At 61.4% G+C, this 17088-nt stretch carries 15 protein-coding genes and 1 tRNA gene; 4 read left to right on the top strand and 12 right to left on the bottom strand.

The window, feature by feature from the left end; translation table 11 throughout:
* Positions 1-9 precede the first annotated feature (9 nt).
* The 3 genes from AC1DM5_RS17000 to AC1DM5_RS16990 all read right to left on the bottom strand — a co-directional run bounded on the left by AC1DM5_RS17000 (position 10) and on the right by AC1DM5_RS16990 (position 4030).
* Entirely contained in the window at positions 10-1065 is a 1056-nt protein-coding gene (locus tag AC1DM5_RS17000; RefSeq protein ID WP_477823278.1) for a sensor histidine kinase, read from the bottom strand.
* 273 nt (positions 1066-1338) lie between these two features.
* On the bottom strand, positions 1339-2784 hold the full coding sequence (locus tag AC1DM5_RS16995) for an MFS transporter (RefSeq protein ID WP_477823277.1): 1446 nt from the start codon (positions 2782-2784) through the stop codon (positions 1339-1341).
* A gap of 166 nt (positions 2785-2950) precedes the next feature.
* Positions 2951-4030, bottom strand: coding sequence for a glycosyltransferase family 2 protein (locus AC1DM5_RS16990; protein WP_477823276.1), 1080 nt, complete (start codon positions 4028-4030; stop codon positions 2951-2953).
* A gap of 190 nt (positions 4031-4220) precedes the next feature.
* Here AC1DM5_RS16990 and AC1DM5_RS16985 point away from each other — a divergent pair, with 190 nt between their 5' ends.
* Positions 4221-4910, top strand: a complete 690-nt coding sequence (locus AC1DM5_RS16985; RefSeq protein ID WP_477975305.1) for a methyltransferase family protein — start codon at positions 4221-4223, stop codon at positions 4908-4910.
* Positions 4911-4925: 15 nt separating this feature from the next.
* Here AC1DM5_RS16985 and AC1DM5_RS16980 read toward each other — a convergent pair whose 3' ends face one another.
* The 9 genes from AC1DM5_RS16980 to AC1DM5_RS16940 form a co-directional block, all read right to left on the bottom strand.
* Positions 4926-5579 (bottom strand): O-methyltransferase, encoded by a 654-nt coding sequence (locus tag AC1DM5_RS16980; RefSeq protein WP_477823274.1) that lies wholly within the window; start codon positions 5577-5579, stop codon positions 4926-4928.
* Positions 5580-5643: 64 nt separating this feature from the next.
* Positions 5644-5787: a hypothetical protein gene (locus AC1DM5_RS16975; RefSeq protein ID WP_477823273.1), complete on the bottom strand. Its 144-nt coding sequence runs from the start codon at positions 5785-5787 to the stop codon at positions 5644-5646.
* 18 nt (positions 5788-5805) lie between these two features.
* Positions 5806-5881 (bottom strand) — tRNA-Lys (locus tag AC1DM5_RS16970).
* Positions 5882-6007: 126 nt separating this feature from the next.
* Complete coding sequence (locus AC1DM5_RS16965; protein ID WP_477823272.1) at positions 6008-6919, bottom strand: PhzF family phenazine biosynthesis protein; 912 nt, start codon at positions 6917-6919, stop codon at positions 6008-6010.
* Between the two features lie 70 nt (positions 6920-6989).
* Entirely contained in the window at positions 6990-7739 is a 750-nt protein-coding gene (locus AC1DM5_RS16960) for an NUDIX hydrolase (RefSeq protein ID WP_477823271.1), read from the bottom strand.
* Positions 7736-8845 (bottom strand): endonuclease/exonuclease/phosphatase family protein, encoded by a 1110-nt coding sequence (locus AC1DM5_RS16955; RefSeq protein ID WP_477823270.1) that lies wholly within the window; start codon positions 8843-8845, stop codon positions 7736-7738. The genes AC1DM5_RS16960 and AC1DM5_RS16955 overlap by 4 nt, the downstream gene beginning before the upstream one ends.
* Positions 8846-8973: 128 nt before the next feature.
* Entirely contained in the window at positions 8974-9993 is a 1020-nt protein-coding gene (locus tag AC1DM5_RS16950) for an ABC transporter ATP-binding protein (protein WP_477823269.1), read from the bottom strand.
* Complete coding sequence (locus tag AC1DM5_RS16945) at positions 9981-11675, bottom strand: ABC transporter permease (protein WP_477823268.1); 1695 nt, start codon at positions 11673-11675, stop codon at positions 9981-9983. Before AC1DM5_RS16945 ends, AC1DM5_RS16950 begins: the two co-directional genes overlap by 13 nt.
* A gap of 7 nt (positions 11676-11682) precedes the next feature.
* The gene (locus AC1DM5_RS16940) at positions 11683-12660 is read right to left on the bottom strand and encodes an ABC transporter substrate-binding protein (RefSeq protein WP_477823267.1); all 978 of its coding nucleotides are present in this window, start codon (positions 12658-12660) and stop codon (positions 11683-11685) included.
* 207 nt (positions 12661-12867) lie between these two features.
* Here AC1DM5_RS16940 and AC1DM5_RS16935 point away from each other — a divergent pair, with 207 nt between their 5' ends.
* The 3 genes from AC1DM5_RS16935 to AC1DM5_RS16925 all read left to right on the top strand — a co-directional run bounded on the left by AC1DM5_RS16935 (position 12868) and on the right by AC1DM5_RS16925 (position 17063).
* Positions 12868-14766, top strand: coding sequence for a CASTOR/POLLUX-related putative ion channel (locus AC1DM5_RS16935; RefSeq protein ID WP_477975303.1), 1899 nt, complete (start codon positions 12868-12870; stop codon positions 14764-14766).
* A gap of 99 nt (positions 14767-14865) precedes the next feature.
* On the top strand, positions 14866-15924 hold the full coding sequence (locus AC1DM5_RS16930) for an aldo/keto reductase (RefSeq protein ID WP_477821990.1): 1059 nt from the start codon (positions 14866-14868) through the stop codon (positions 15922-15924).
* Positions 15925-16019: 95 nt separating this feature from the next.
* On the top strand, positions 16020-17063 hold the full coding sequence (locus AC1DM5_RS16925; RefSeq protein WP_477821991.1) for a DUF2278 family protein: 1044 nt from the start codon (positions 16020-16022) through the stop codon (positions 17061-17063).
* The last annotated feature ends 25 nt before the right edge of the window (positions 17064-17088 follow it).

Here is a 17088-nt window from a genome sequence, read left to right as displayed (position 1 = left end):
GCTTAAAGTTCAGCTTACTGTAAAGACCAGTATCGCCTTCGTGCCGCGATGTTCCGGATCGTAGACAAGTTCGGATTTCAGGCTGCCGGCCATCGCGGTCAAGATCTTCGAGCCAAGGCCGGTTCCCTTCGCCGGGCCGGAAGGATCAAAGCCCTGGCCCGCATCTTCGACGGTGACCCTGAGCACATCGCTTTCCTGCTCGACGATAACATTGATCTCACCCGGGCTGCCATCCGGATAGGCATATTTGAAGGCATTGGTGACGAGTTCGCTGACGATGAGGCCGAGCGTGATGACCTTGTCGGTCGCCAGATTGACCGGCTGGGAGGTCAGCACCACGCGATGCGGCCGCTTCTCGTCGCGCATCGAGGCTTCGAGCTCGGTCAGGAGGCTGCTCAGATACTCATCCACCTGCACCGTGCCGACCTGCCGGTTGGTGTAGAGGCGGCGGTGGACGCTGGCGATCGCATTGATGCGCATCTGCGTTTCCTGCAGCGCGTCGATCGCCACCTGGTCGCTGGTCATGGAGGATTGCATGCGGATCAGAGCGCCGACGAGGCCGAGGCTGTTGGCGATGCGGTGATTGACTTCGGCAAGCAGCATTTCCGCATGGTCACGCTGCTGGCGGATCACCTCCTGCGCCTGCGCCGTATCGCGGCGGAAGCGCGCCCGCTCCAGCCCCTGTTCGAGGGCCGCGGCCAGAAGATCGAAATAATCGGGCGAGATGCCCTTCAGAACATAATCGTCAGCGCCAGCCTTCAGCGCTGCGACCGCAATGCTCGTATCGCCGGAACCGGTGGCGTAGATGACCGGCGGATGATCGGGCATCGCCGTGATGCGCGGCAGGATATCGAGCCCGGTTTCGGCCTTCAGGAAATGATCGAGAACGACGGCTTCGATACCGCCTTCGGCAAGCATAGCAAGGCCGGTCGCTCCGTCGCTCGCCCATTCGAGCTTAAAGCCACGACGGCCGAGATTCTTCCGCATCAGCAGCGCAAGCTCTTCGTCGTCATCGATATAGAGGATACGGATCGCTTCACCCGTACCGCCTCTGGACTCGCTCATTCTGCCTCCGGGCATTTTCCCGCAGCAATACCGGCTGTGAGGCCGCCGAGTCTTTCTGCATGAGACTGTCGTATTGCATCGGTCGGCGCGCGTAAACAGCACCTGTCCTTTGGTATGATGTGACGCCTGATGCCAGACGGATCGAAGGAGAATGCCATCGAGAATGTCGACCTCTGCCGGCTGCGGCCGGAAGCCCCTCTAATAAAATCGCGAACACAGATACTGAAAATCAGGCCGTTAACGCAGGGGAAGGCAAATGGTTCCGAGGGTGAGTCAGCTTTTTTGAAAGCGGCGGTGGTGTGAAACTTCGGCACCCGCATCGGCTGAAAGCTGCAGGAAGCGCAGGCAGGACAAAAAGCCGATCATGCCAACCACGAAGAAAGCCCAGCGGAAGTCACCAAGAACAGGGTCGGTTGCGCCGCGAAGCCCTGCGGAAATGTTGAGCACGGCGGCCGCAACGGCAACGCCAAGCAGCATGGAAATCTGCTGCAGCATGCTCGACAGCGTCGAGGCCGAACTTCTCTGCGCCGGGCCGATATCGGCAAAGGACAGCGTGTTGAGGGCAGTAAACTCCATCGAGCGGGAAAGCCCGGCAATGAGGAGCAGCGCCGAGATGACGACCTCGGGGGTATCAGGTGTCAGAAAGCCACAGGCGACGATCGAGCCGGCGGCGATGACGCCGTTGAAGAAGAGCACGTTGCGAAAGCCGAAATACCGCAGCAGCGGCGTCGTCACCACCTTCATGCCGAGATTGCCGAGGAAATAGACCAGGAGATAGGTGCCGGCGGCAATCGAGCTCAGGCCGAAGCCGAGCTGGAAGAGAAGCGGCAGCAGGAAGGGCGTCGCATTGATCGCCACACGGCAGGCCGTACCCGCCGAAAGCGTCGTCATCGAGAAGGTCTGCACCTTGAAGGCGGCCAGATCGAGCAGCGGATTGTCGACCCGTAGGAAGTGCCGCGTCGCCATGACGGAAAGCACGATGCCGGCCGCAAGCAGCACGACGAGGGGCACGAAGCCGCCCTGTGCCTTGACTGACAGCTCAAGTGCCGCAAGCAGCAGGGTCAGCCCCGCCGCACTGAGGAAAAAACCCTTGATATCGAGCGGCCCGACCCGTTCCTCCCGCTGTTCCGGCACGAAGCGCAGCACCAGCGCGATGCCGACGAGGCCGATCGGGATATTGATCAGAAAGTTCCAGTGCCAGCTGGCATAGGTGGTGATGAAGCTGCCGAGCACCGGGCCGACCACGGGTGCGGTCAGCGCCGGCCAGGTGATCAGCGCGATTGCCTGCACCAGCTCGGATTTGCGGGCGTTCTTGAGCACGATGATACGCCCGACCGGCGTCATCAGCGCACTGCCCACACCCTGTACCGCACGGGCGATGACGAATTCGGTGAGGTTTCCGGACAGGCCGCAGAACAGCGATGCCACGGTGAAGACGGCAATGGACACGAGAAAGACGCGCCGCGCGCCAAACCGGTCGCCGAGCCAGCCGGAAAGCGGAATGAAGGCTGACATGGTGAGCATATAGACGGTGATGCCGATGCTCATGGCGACCGGCTGCACACCGAAGCTCATCGCCATCTGCGGCAGCGAGGTGGTCACGATCGTCCCGTCGAGGATCTGCATGAAGAAGGAAACGGCAACGACGAGCGCTACGATCTTCGCCTGGCGGACGCTTGCCGCCTCATCTGTATGCTCACTCGTCTGAACTGCAGTCATCGATCTGCCAAATGCGAATTCCGGATTGCGCGGGAAAAGGCGGGAGAACCGACAGGGCAAGCCGCGCGGAGGGATACAGTCTGCATACGCCCCTTATGCCAGATCGAAAAGGTCAAATGCCGCCAGGTCCGAGACTTTTGTCAGCATGTTCGGCAACAATCCGAGATCAGCGGCCAACAGCCGCCTCAATCGGCTTCGCGCTCACGCTTGCCGCCGAAAGCCTGCCGAGCTCCGACCTGCGGCTGGCGGTATCAAGTTCGGAGAAATCGTCGGGCAATTCGGACGTGACCTCGCCCTGCACCACGCAGTCGATCATGAACATCGGCCGGCGCTTATGCTCCTGCACGAGGCGGCCGACATATTCGCCGAGCGTGCCGAGTGCAATCAGCTGGATGGCGCTCAAGGCCGATACGGCAGCCATGATGCTCGACCAGCCGGTAATGACATTGCCCTCGAACCATTGCACGAGCGTATAGATCAAAAGCCCCACCGCAAAGACGGCAGAGATGAGGCCCATCCAGGCGCTGACGCGTAGCGGAATGATCGAGAAGCTGGTGATCGCATCGATCGCGAAACGGATCATCTTGCGCAGCGGATATTTCGTCGCCCCGGCATAGCGGGCATCGCGCGTATAACGCAGTGCCACCTGCCTGCCGCCGATCCAGCTCACCATGCCACGGATGAAACGGTGACGCTCCGGCATATTGAGCAGGATATGGACGATCCGCGCCTTCATCAGCCGGAAGTCGCCGGTGTCCTGCGGGATCGAGATGGAGGTGAGCCGCGTCAGAAGCCGATAGAAGACGGAGGCGGTGATGAGCTTGAACTTCGTCTCGCCCTTGCGCTCGCTGCGCTGCCCGTAAACGACATCGGCGCCCTGATCCATGATCGCCATCATCTCGGCCAGCAGTTCCGGCGGATCCTGCAGGTCGGCATCGATGAGCAGAACGCGCTCGCCGCGCGCCACCGCAAGGCCGGAGGTCGCAGCAAGCTGGTGGCCGTGATTGCGCAGAAGCTTGACGCCGAGCACCTGCGGAATGTCTGCCGCAAGCCCCGATATCACGCCCCATGTATTGTCGCTGGAGCCGTCATCGACGAGGATGATCTCGAAGGAACCGCCGGCAACGGCTTCCGCCGCCGCCTTCGCCCGCCGGCAAAATTCGCTCAAGCCTTCGGCTTCGTTGTAGCAGGGCGCGACGATGGAAAGCTTCGTCTTCACGTCAGCACCATCAACGGATTTGCCCATTTCCACCGAATCTCCTTGCTCCCCGCAGGGCAGCATGACCAATCACCTGAAGGCACACAAGACAGAGCACCCCTGCCCTGATGATCGGAACCCGCGCCTCCGGCAATGGTTTGATATCACGCGTCTGCTTTGCATATTCTAAAGGCGAAGCCGCAAAGTGGATTGCGGAGCATGAGCACAGGGAAGCGTGATGCAGGAAAGAGCACCCAATCTCGGCCGCAGGGCCGCCGAAGCCAACGCCAAGTTTCTCGTGGCCCTCGCCGTCATTGTCTTCCTGGCGGCGGGCACGCTCGCCTATTGGCAGGGCTGGCTGTTCCTCGCCAATTTCGCCGCCTGGTCGGCCGGCTCATCGGTCTATTTCTATTATCGAGACCCCGCACTTCTGGAAAAGCGCATGCGCGCCGGCCCGGCCGCCGAAACGGAACCGGTGCAGAAGCGCATCCAACTCTTCACCGGCATCGTGATGGTCGCGCTCATCGTGGTTTCAGCACTCGATTATCGCTTCGGCTGGTCGACCGCTCCGGTATGGGCTATCATTCTCGGCAACCTGCTGATCTCGGCAGGGTTCCTGTTCGTCGTGTTCGTCCTCAGGGAAAATACCTTTGCCTCGGCCACCATCCAAGTCTCTGAGGACCAGAAGGTCATCTCCACCGGCCCCTATGCCCTCGTGCGGCACCCCATGTATGCCGCTGTCCTGCCGCTGGCATCAGGCATTCCGCTTGCCCTCTCCTCTCTGTGGGGCCTGATCATCGTGCCGCTGATCTTTATCGGCCTGATCCTGCGCCTCCTGGACGAGGAAGGCCATCTGCGCCGGGACCTGCCCGGTTATGAGGATTACTGCCGCAAGGTGAAATACCGGCTGTTTCCCGGCCTCTGGTGAAAATCCGTCTGAGACTCAGGGCTCGTAGCGGCTGACCTCCAGCCCCGATCCGACCGGCAGCAGCACGCTGGTGATCCCTGGCTTGGTGCGGATGGCCCGGGCATAAATCTTCACGTCTTCAGTCACAGGGTAAATCATGTTGTCGGCAACGATGATCGCGCCCGCATTGAGCTTCGGATAGAAAGCCTCAAGGCACGGCAGGTAGAGATCCTTCCAGAGATCGACGAGCACGAAATCCACCTTGCCCCGTAATTCGCGGATCATCGCGACCGCATCGCCCACCCGGAAATCGATATGTTCGGCAAGACCGGCCCTCTCGGCCATCGTCTGCGCATGGGCGGATTTATAGCCATGCACTTCCATGGTGATCAGCCGCCCGCCGGTCGCCCGCGCAGCTTCAGCAAGCCAGATGCCGGAATAGCCGAAGGAAGTGCCGAGCTCGAGAATGGTCGGCGCCGTCAGGCTCCGGACGAGAATGTTGAGAAACCGCCCCGTCTCCGGGCCGACCGCCCGCATCCGCTGATCCTGCCCGCCATCGCGTCCGCCCGGTACCTCCTGGCGCAGTGCGCCACGCTCCTCGTCGATTCGCCGGTGATAGACACCGAGCACGTTGAGCACCTTCTCATCCAGCCGATATTCGCCGAGATTGTTCTGTCTGTCATCGCTCATTGCCATTCCTCCAGGGATAGGCTTGCGACGGTAGATGCCGCAGCAAGGACTTCGCTCCAGCGAGTTAAATACCGGGGGCGTCTTCGGGCAAGGGCAGAATATTTGGAAAGCGGAAACCGCCGATTCCCGCAAACGGAGGCGGCGGATTCAGAAAAACAGAAAAATCCAGCAAGCCCTTGACATCAAAGGCCTTGTTTCTGGATTCCATTCTCTTTGAAGGAGAATTTGGTGGGTGATGTAGGGCTCGAACCTACGACCCGCTGATTAAGAGTCAGCTGCTCTACCAACTGAGCTAATCACCCGTCCGCGCTTGGCTGCGCGGTGTGACGGGGCATATAAATAGGATCGTCCGGCTTGTCTAGCGCCCCGTCGAAAATTCTTTGGTTAATTGCGAAGTTTTTTTGTCAGGAGCTGGAAATGCAATGAAATCAAAGGTCGAGCGTGCCGGTCGCAATCCGCACCGCCTGACCGCCGATCCGGGCATTCGAAATGGCGCCGCCTTCGATATCCATATGCAGATGGATGAAGGACGGACGGCCCATTTCCAGGCCCTGCTCGATGAGGATCGGGTGATGCCCGTCCGTCAGCCGGTCGAAATGGTTGATCGCACCCGAGAGAGCGGCGGCTGCCGAGCCGGTGGCCGGGTCCTCGGAAACGCCCATGCCGCTCGCAAACATGCGGGCATGGAACTTGGCGACGTGGTTCACGCCGCCGCGGCAGTAGATATAGGCCGAGGCGAGCGCGCCATCGACGAAGGGTACCGTCTTTTCCCAGAGCTGCGGATCGAACTCCAGGCGCTCTGCGGCGCCGACGTCGTGGACCGGCACCATCAGGAAGGGAACGCCAGCACTCCAGATCGACGGCACGTGATTCTCGAAGCCGATCTCCGTGGTCTTCAGCGACAGCGCGTCGGCGATGCCGAGCTTGTCGAGCGGCAATGGTATCTGTTGGGATTTGCGCGGCAGGTCGAATTCGGCGAAGCTTGCCTCGCCGTCCCGCAACCTGACGGCGCAACGCACAGGGCCGACATTTTCTTCGAGCACCGACACGAGATCGAGTGTTCCCGCTCCATGCGCCTTCTCCGCCAGCGCAATCGCCGTACCGACGGTCGGATGGCCGGCAAAGGGCAGTTCGCGGCCGGGCGTGAAGATGCGGATGCGCGCCGTATAGGCGGGATTGTTGGCCGGCTGTACGAAAACCGTCTCGGATAGATTGGTTTCGCGGGCGACCGCCTGCATCGCCGCGTCGTCAAGCCCCTCGCCGTCAAAGATCACGGCCAGCGGATTGCCGGCAAGTTTGGTGTCGGTGAACACGTCATAGACGCTGTAGCTTAACGCCACACTGGCCTCCTTGAATCGGTCATCGAGCCGCCAACCTGCCCGACAGCACACGCAAGTGCAAGCTTCAGGTCTACTTGCCCGCGAAATACCAGTCGATGATCGGCAGCATCGCGACATTGTAAGGCTGAGCCTTCGGATCGGCCGAGCGGATCGCAACCGCGCCGGCAATTTCCTTATCCTCGGCGACCAGCATATGCGCGCCGATGAAATCGACCATCTCGTCTGCTGTCATGTCGAAACGGAAGAGCTTGAATAGCGAGACAGAACCGCGCACATGGCCCGCATAGAGCCCCTCGCCCACGATCGCCTTGTCGAGATCCAGGCCTGTCTCCTCCATCACTTCGCGGCGCATATTGCTGTCGATATCGCAACGCCCGTCCACGACATCTTCCGGTTCCAGCGAGCCGGCGGCGAAATAGACCTGACCCGGATTGGCCGTATGCGCCCCCATGCGGATAGCGACCAGCGCCCCATCGGAGGATTCGAGCACCGGATAGGAAAAGAGATGGATGGCGCCCTTCCGGTCCGGCTGGCGGCGCCACCACATGAAGGCCGAGAAAGGCGCGATATAGGCCTCACCCGCAATACCGGCTTCGGACAGTTTCAGCCGATGCTGCAACACCAGCCGGCCATCGAACAGCGCCGGATTGGCGGCGATTTCCCGCTCCCAGTTCTCGCGGATATCAGCCCCGTTGGCGACGACCAGCGGATGATCACCCTCAAGCACGCGCAGATCGGCACCGGCAATGGGAAATACCGTGCGTTCCGGCGGAAAGGCCGAAAGGTCTTCTGAAAAAGTCTCTGAAAAGCGAAGTGTCATAAGAGATCCAATGTAATGACGACGGGGCAATGGTCGGATGCCTTCGGCCTGTCCCAGCCGGTGCGCGGGTAACGCTCCACCTGCTGCCCCGGCGGGAAGATGGTGCGGTAGGGCTGTCCGTGGCGGATGATTTCGGGGATGCGCTTGGCGTTAGTGGCGGCAAGTGCCGGCGACAGCCAGAGATAATCGAGCTGGCAGAGCCACTGCTCCTCCGGCCCGCGCGAATGATAGAGCGTCCAGCGGTCGAGTGGCTCGCGGCGGCGCACGACATTTTCGGCAAACCCGTCCTGACTGAAGACATCGAGCGCGCTTTCGGCCTCATCCTGATGCTCGAACCGATAGCCCGTGCCACGCCGGCCGATGACGTCGACCCGCTCCTGATAGTCGTTCATGTCGCCGCAGATGACGAAGTTCTTGCTTGCGGTACGGCCTGCGCCGAACCGGTTCTCGATGATGCGGCGAACGGCGCGCGCCTCCGCCCGGCGGATCGGCAGGGTCGATTGCCGCCCGTCCAGCCCTTCGCGCGGATTGCCCATCGACTTGAAATGCACGACATAGAGCGTCATCGGCACACCGCCGATCCTCAAATCCAGTTCCAGGCAGTCGCGCTTGAAGATCTTGTCGTCGAGCCGGTTGGTCTTGCCGATCTCCTCGTCGAAGAGATCGAAATCGCGATAGGTCACCATCGCATGGCTCTTGATATCCCTAAGCTCGATCTTCTGCCCGTCGCGCGTTTCCTCGCGCATCAAAACGGCCACATCGATGCCGCGGCTGTCATTGCCCTCGACCAGGTATTTCTGCCGGTAGCCATTGCCGACCATGCGGTAGAGATAGCCATATTCAAAGGCCTGCAGGGCGGCCATATTGTCGATTTCCTGCAGGCAGAGAATATCGGCATCCGCATCTGCGATGGCGAGTGCCGTCATCTGCCTTGTATCATCGGTCGAGGCAATTACCCGYGCCTGCTCGAGCTGCTGGTAGGTGCCCTCGTTGCTGACCTCGAAGAGCTTGATGACGCGGTCCTGCCGAAGCTGGTTGCGATAGCCCGTGAAGTCGAAACGGGTGAGCAGGTTTTCGACATTGAAAGTGGCAAGGCGAAGCGACATCAGGCATTCCCGGTTGGATCGACGCCAATTACTAGAGCAATTCCAGCAAAAGTGTGCAGCGGTTTTGCGTCCGGAATCGCTTGAAAACAGTTAAAGTCGAATACGCGCTTCGAAAAGCCGTTTATCCGTCAGAGCCGCCAGCCGGCGCGGATGACGACATGCACCGCCTCATCAGGCACGACAGCCACGCGGCTGTAGGCGCGCAACGCCTGGCCGTTGCCGAGCGTGAGCTTCACCGCATAACGCTCACCTTCGAAGAGCACGGATTCGACCGTCGCGGGCGCCCCTTCGCTACCGATGATGACATCTTCCGGCCGCACCAGAATATCGGCGCCATCGATATTGGCGGCATACAGCACCCCCTCCAGTTCGTCCCATTCGAGCTGGCGCTCACCGCCCATGACAGGCAGCGTGACGATAGCGCCGCGGCCGATCAGCCCGCCGACCATGCGCCCTTCCGGCCGCGCATAGATTTCCGCCGGCGGCGCCACCTGCAACAGCCGCCCCTCGGACATGACGGCAACATCGGTTGCGAGCGCCATCGCCTCGCTCTGGTCATGCGTCACATAGATCATCGTTGCACTGGAGCGCTGGTGAAACTCGCGGAAAGTCTCCTCCATCTCCTGCTTCAGATGCCGGTCGAGATTGGCAAGCGGCTCGTCGAGCAGCACGACATCGGGCGATGTCACCAGGCAGCGGGCCAGCGCCACGCGCTGTCGCTGGCCGCCGGAGAGATCGGCCGGCCGCCGCTCGGCATAATCGACGAGACGCACGGTCGACAGCGCCTCTCTCACCTTGGCCTTATAGGCCTCGCCCGATATGCCGCGAACTTTCAGCGGATAGCCGACATTGTCGGCCACACTCATATGCGGCCAGAGCGCATAGGACTGGAAGACCATCGCCATGTTGCGCTTCTCCGGCGACAGCGATTGCGAGGCATCCGCAAGCAGCCGTTCGCCGAGATGGATGGATCCGTCGGTCGGCGTCTCGAAACCAGCGATCATCCGCAGCACCGTGGTCTTGCCGCAGCCGGAGGGACCGAGCAGCGCCAGGAAGCCGCCCTCGCGCACCTCGAGCGAAAAGCCGCTGACGGCCGCCTTGCCTGTGCCGAAATCCTTGGCCACCTGATTGAGGATCAGCTTCGCCACGGCACCACTCCCTTGGGCAGATGTTTCGCCAGAAGCTCCAGAAGCAGCATCATGGCGACGACCATGAAGACGACGAGCACTGACAGAGCCGAGGCAAGATCGGAACTGCCGCTGTCGTCGAGATTGTAGATGGCGACACCCAGCGTCTGCGTGCCCGCCGACCAGAGGAGCGCCGAAATCGTCAGCTCGTTGCAGGCGATGAGAAAGACAAGGATGACGGAAGCACCCGCCGCCGGCGCAATCAGCGGCACGATGATATCTTTCAGCCGCCGGAAGAAACCGGCACCGGACAGCCTTGCTGCCTCTTCCAGCGCCGGATCGAGCTGATGGAAGGCGCTGACCACAGGCTTTAGGCTGACAGCAAAGAAGGAGGAAAAATAGGCGATAAGAATGATCCAGACCGTGCCGTAGAGTGTCACGTTCAGCACCGGGATGGGTGCGGCAAAGACCAGAATGAAGCACACCGCCATGACGATGCCCGGCAGCGAATAGGGTATTTCGACGAGGCTGGAAACGATGCGCGAAAGCGTATCCCGGCGCCGCGTCAGCGCGTAAGCGGCAAGCACCGTCACGAAGAGCAGGCCGACCGCCGCCCCGCTGGCCAGCGACAGCGAATTGATAAAGGCCGTGCGCGTCACCGCCTGCCGGAAGAGAATTTCCTCGAAGGCATGGAAGGTCATGGTCTTGAAGGTGAGCGGCACGCCATAGGCCGGCACAAGCGCGCCGGCAACGAGCGCGAGGAAGGGAGCCGCCAGCATGAAGAACAGGATGATCCAGAGCAGCGGCGTGAAAACGAGCTTCCACCCGCCGAGCTCGAAGGCAGCGGTCGCGCCCGAAAGGCCGATGACGCGATAATCGCGTCCGCGTAGCGCCCGGTCCTGGATCGCGAGACCCGCGACCGAGATCAGCGCGATGATAGCAGACAGCAGCGCCACATCGCCGAAGGTGCGGCCGGTAAACGCCGTGAATTTCGAGAAGATCAACGTCGGCAGCGTGAAGATCGAGGCCGGAATGCCGAGAATGGCCGGAATGCCGAAATTGCCGGTACAGGAGACGAAGGAAATCGCCGCCCCCGCAATGACGCCCGGCAGCGACAGCGGCAGGATGATATCGCGAAAGACGCGCAGGCTTGAGGCGCCCGAAAGCCTCGCCGCCTCCACCCCGTCGCGCGGCAGGGTCATCAGCCCTGCCCTCAGGGCCAGATAGACGAGCGGCGCATGCTGCACGCCATAGAGCAACGCAATGCCGCCGACCGAATAAAGCGGCTGCGGGGAACCCAGCGGCGGCGCGATATGCAGCGCCTTCAGAAGCGGGCTCGACGGCCCGGACATCTGCACCCAGGCAAGCGCTGTCACCTGCGGCGGGATCATCATCGGCAGCACGAAGAAGAAGCTGAGCGGCCCCTTGGCCGGAATATCGGTCAGCGTCAGCAGATAGGCGAAGGCGCAGCCGATGATCAGCGAAATGACAGTGCCGAGAACCGCCGTGACGATGGTGTAATAGACCGCCGACCAGACCATGGGATCGGAGAGAACCACCATGACGCCGCCATTGGAAAAGGCGGAAATGCCGACAACCGCGAGCCGCGCCAGAGGCAGCACGCTAAGGAAAAGCACCACTGAGACAATAAAAGGAAACAGCCAGACGGGCTGGCTGCTTCCTGGACGTACATAGCCCTGCATGGGTCTATTATTTCGAACCGAACAGATCCGTAAAGGTCTTCAGATCCTTGTCGGTATTCTTCAGGGCTTCGGCAGCATTGACCGGCAGAACCTTGATCGTGTCGCGTGCCGGGAAGCCGGCGGGCAGCTTCATGCCGTTGCGAGCCGGGATATAGCCGAGCTTCAGGAAGCCTTCCTGGCCCTTTTCAGAGAGAACATAGTCGACGAACTTCTTGGCGGCGTCGACGTTCTTGGCGCTGGCGAGAATGCCGACCGGCTCGGTCACGGCCGAAACGCCTTCGCTCGGGAAGACGAACTCGACCGGAGCACCCTTGGCCTTTTCGCGGATCGGCAGGTAATCGACGACCACGCCGTAAGCCTTCTCGCCAGAGGCGACAGACTTCAGGACGACGCCGTTGCCACCGGAAGCGACAGCCGCATTATCGGCAAGCGACTTGTAGAAATCCCAGCCGAGGCCCGGAACGGCAGCGAGCGTCTGGGCGTGAATGAGGGCTGCACCCGAAGCAAGCGGGCTCGGCATGGTAACGAGGCCCTTGGCTTCCGGCTTGGCGAGATCCTTCCAGCTCGTCGGCTTCATGGCAGCCGACGTGTTGTACATGATGCCGGTCGTGATCAGCTTGGTGGAATAGTAATAGCCGTCGGCGTCATAGAGCGCGGCGTCGTACTGGGCAGCTTCCGGCGACTTGTAGGCGAGCAGCTTGCCGTCTTCCTTCAGGCGCTCGAGCGTCACGACATCGGCGATCAGGAGAACGTCGGCAACCGGGTTGCCGGCCTGGATCTCAGCCTGCAGCTTCGCCATGATCTTCGGCGTGCCGTCGCGCACCCAATCGACCTTGATCTCGGGATTGGCGGCCATGAAGCCGTCGACGGTCGCCTGCGCATCTTCGTTCGGCTGGCTGGTGTAGAGAACGAGGTTGGCGGCGGTGGCCGGGATAGCGAAAAGGCTCGCGGCGAGAAGTGCTGCGGCGGAAACTAGAGTTTTCATGGAAGGAATCCTCGAATTGCGATGCCCCTCATTATTCGGGGTGCTTGACAGCGGTGTGACAGGCCGCCGCAGGGCTGGCATCGCTATCCAGAACCTTCCTTGGTGTCGTGCCGGCCCTTTGGCCAAAGCCAGTTGATCGCATCGGAAATTTCTGGAATCGCCTTGGGTGCCGGCCTTTCGCCGGCCGATTCGAGGGGATCCCGAAAGATGAAATCGACACCCTGGCGTGCGCGCCTGCGCTACCAGTTCGATAAGAGCATGGCCGCCGGCCCGATCGCGCTGATCGGCTGGCTTGCGGTAATTTCACTTGTTGTGATCGTCATCGCCGGCCTGGTGCTGACGCTGACCGGCATCGCGCCCGATGGCAGCGAGCATATGAGCTTCATCGAAGGCGCCTGGGAATCCCTGATGCGCACCATGGATGCCGGCACGATGGGCGGCGATATCGGCTGGCCCTTCCGCGGCGTCTCGCTGGTCGTCACCATATCCGGCATCTTCGTCTTCTCTGCCCTGATCGGCGTTCTGAGCTCCGGTCTGGAAGAAAAGCTCGACGATCTGCGCAAGGGCCGCTCGCATGTGCTGGAACACGACCATACGATCATCTTCAACTGGTCGCCCTCGATCTTCGACGTGATCTCCGAACTCGTCATCGCCAATGCCAGCCGCCGCCGGCCGCGCATCGTTATCATGGCCGCCAAGGACAAGGTGGAGATGGAGGACGAGCTTGCCGCCAAGATCGGTGATCTCAAGAATACCCGCATCATCTGCCGCAGCGGCGACCCGACCGATCTCTACGATATCAACATCGTCAATCCGCAGACTTCGCGCTCCATCATCGTGCTGTCGCCCGAAGGCGATCACGCCGATTCCGAAGTCATCAAGACGGTGCTCGCCCTCGTCAACGATCCCTCGCGCCGTGCAGCGCCCTACCAGATCGCCGCTGAAATCCGCGATGCCAAGAATGCCGAAGTGGCTGAAATCGTCGGCGGCGGGGAATTGCAGCTCGTGCTCGCCGACGACCTGATCTCCCGCATCGTCGCCCATTCCAGCCGGCAGGCGGGCCTGAGCGGCGTCTATTCTGAGCTTCTCGATTTCGACGGCTGCGAGATCTATACGATCGACCAGCCGGAACTTGCGGGCAAAAGCTTCGGCGCGGCCGTCATGATGTACGAGACCTCCACGCTGATCGGTTTCTGCGATCTCGAAGGCAAGGTCCAGCTGAACCCGCCGGCAAATCGCATCTTCTTGGCCGGCGAACGCGCCATCATCATCGCAGAGGACGATGCAGCGATAAAAAGTGGCACGGCAGAAATGCGCGTCGACCGCGATATCATCCTCGCCCCCGTGGCCCGGCAGGCGAAACCCGAAAATACCCTGATGCTCGGCTGGAATCGCCGCGGTCCGATGATCGCCCATGAGCTTTCGCGGTATGTCGCAGCCGGCTCCACGCTGACCGTCGCCGCCGATACACCGGAGCTGGAAGAAGAGGTTCGCGCCCTTGCCCTTGCCACCGGCAACATGCGTGTTTCCTGCAAGGTCACGGATACGAGCAGCCGCACGGAACTCGACGCGCTCGACATCCCCTCCTTCGACCACGTGCTGGTGCTCGGCTATTCCGACCACATGGCGGCGCAGCCCGCCGACACACGCACCCTCGTTACCCTGCTGCAGCTGCGCAAGATTGCTGAAAAGGCCGGTCGCCATATCGGCATCGTCAGCGAGATGATCGATGTCCGGAACCGCGAGCTTGCCGCTGTCACCCGCGCCGACGATTTCGTCGTCAGCAACAAGCTGGTGAGCCTGATGCTTGCGCAAGCATCTGAAAACGCCCAGATGGCGGCGATCTTCAGTGAGCTCCTGGATGAGGACGGCTCGGAAATCTACATGCGCCCCGTCACCGATTATGTCGCCATCAACAAGCCAGCGACGTTCTACACCGTCTGCCTGGCCGCACTGCGTCGCGGCGAGGTCGCCATCGGCTACCGCCGGCAGGTCGACGGCGAACATGATCGCCGCAATCTCGGCGGCGTCATCGTCAATCCGCGAAAATCCGACCTCTATGCCTTTGCGGAAACGGACCGGCTGATTATCCTCGCGCGGGAATAGCCGCAGGCGTAAGCTCACGCAGGCGTGAACACCTTGCTGTTTGACCGCGAGCTTTGCTGCGGTACGTCAATCAGGCCATTTTCATGAGGAGGAATTTCAATGGAATATCGTTTGCTCGGCCGTTCCGGTCTTAAAGTTTCCACCGTGACCATGGGCACGATGACCTTCGGCGGCGTCGGCTGGGCAAAGACGGTCGGCGATCTCGGCGTGCAGGAAGCCCGCCGCATGGTCGACATCTGCCTCGATTCCGGCGTCAACCTGATCGATACGGCCAACGTCTATTCCGCGGGTGAATCCGAGCGCATCATCGGCGAAGTGCTCGGCGGCAAGCGCCCCAACGGCGTGCTGCTCGCCACCAAGGCCCGCTTCGGCATGGGCGATGGCCCGAACGATCGCGGCCTGTCACGCTACCACCTCATCCGCGAGTGCGAGGCAAGCCTCAAGCGCATGAAGACCGACGTCATCGACCTCTACCAGGTCCATGAATGGGACGGTGAGACGCCGCTCGAAGAGACGATGGAAGCGCTCGATACGCTCATCAAGCAGGGCAAGGTGCGTTACGTCGGCTGCTCGAATTATTCCGGCTGGCACATCATGAAGGCGCTCGGCGTTGCCAATGAACACAAGTACCAGCGCTTCGTCAGCCAGCAGATCCACTACACGCTGGAAGCCCGCGACGCCGAGTATGAGCTGCTGCCGATCTCGATCGACCAGGGCCTCGGCGTGCTCGTCTGGAGCCCGCTCGCCGGCGGCCTGCTCTCGGGCAAACATCGCCGCAATGCCGCCGCCCCTGAAGGCACCCGCCAGTTCGCCGGCTGGACCGAACCGCCGATCCGCGACGAAAACCGCCTCTGGAATATCGTCGAGACGCTGGTGGCGATCGGTCAGGAACGTGGCGTGTCCGCAGCACAGGTCGCCCTTGCCTGGCTGATCGGCCGCAAGGCAGTCACCTCTGTGATCATCGGCGGGCGCACCGAAGCCCAGTTCAAGGACAACCTCGCCGCCGCCGACCTGAAACTGACCGCCGACGAGCGCAAGCGCCTCGACGATGTCAGCGTGCCGCCGGTCATCTATCCCTACTGGCACCAGCTCAACACCGCCAATGAGCGTCTCAGCGAAGCCGACATGGAACTCTTCGCCCCGCATGTGAAGAAGTAAACTCTCCAAAGCGTTGCATGGTGGAAAATTAGCGTCACAAAAGATGCATTTCCGCTATGCTATCGTGAACCCCCGCCCCCACCACGAGGTTCACCATGCTCCGGAATTACAAGGTGCTAAAGGGTACGGCTTCGGCGCTCGCCCTTGACGACGACAACGATCCACATATCGAAATCCGCATCGAGGCCGGCGGCATCAGCTATCGCATTGCCATGAACGTGCGCTCGAAGGAATCACCGCATGACTTGCTCTATGCCAATGTCATGGATTTCCAGCATGAGACACTGACGGCAGAGCTTACCGCCCTGCCGATGGGCCTGACGGATATCCGCGGCGACCGGCAGGATCTGGCGATCGACTATGCGCGCGGCGGCATGATCGAGCGCGAGGATATGAATGTCGCGCCCTTCCAACTCGACGGCCCGAAGAACGACCTGCGCGACTTCATCGAACCCATCGTGCAGGAAGGCATCGCCGACAAGTCCATCCACTTCTACGCCTTCGGCGAAGCCTGGGGACCGGAAAACAACAAGCCGGATGAATATTTCGGCTTCGAGCCCGGCAACGGCATCCACGACATCCACATGAACCAGGGCGACAGCGGCAGCTTCCGCGCCACCAATGCGCCCAATCAGGACGGCGCGCTGCTCATCCATTTTTCGGATGAGGATCACTGGGCGGCGATCTTCCTCGGCTTCCAGTCGCAGAACTGGAATACGGATGCTATCTCCGGCCACCCCATCGGCGACAACAGGGGCGGCCAGGGTCGCGGCGAAGGCACCCGTCGCCCGCAGCCGATCGTTGCCTCCTCGTTGCGCATCGTCGCCGCCATGATCAATCCGGTGAACCGCCCCGACGGCACCGAGGACGAGACGGTGACACTCATCAACCGCTCGGATGTGGTGATGTCGATCGAAGGCTGGTCGCTGGAAGATGGCGAAGGCCGCCGGCAGAAATTGACGGGCTCGCTCGCCTCGGGCGAATTCCGCACCATCACGCTCGATCCTGAGAATGGCGGTCCGCAACTCGCCAACAAGGGCGGCGATATCATCCTCATCAATGCCGATGGCGCGGTTGCCGATCGTGTCGGATACGGCAAGAGCGAAACCGCAAACGAAGGCTGGACGACGATCTTCTGATCGCCGCCCAAACCTAATTTTTATG

It is taken from the genome of Rhizobium sp. 01T437 (genome assembly GCF_056398505.1).
The sequence above is the reverse complement of the archived record's forward strand: the minus strand, read 5'-3'. Positions and strand labels throughout refer to the sequence as shown.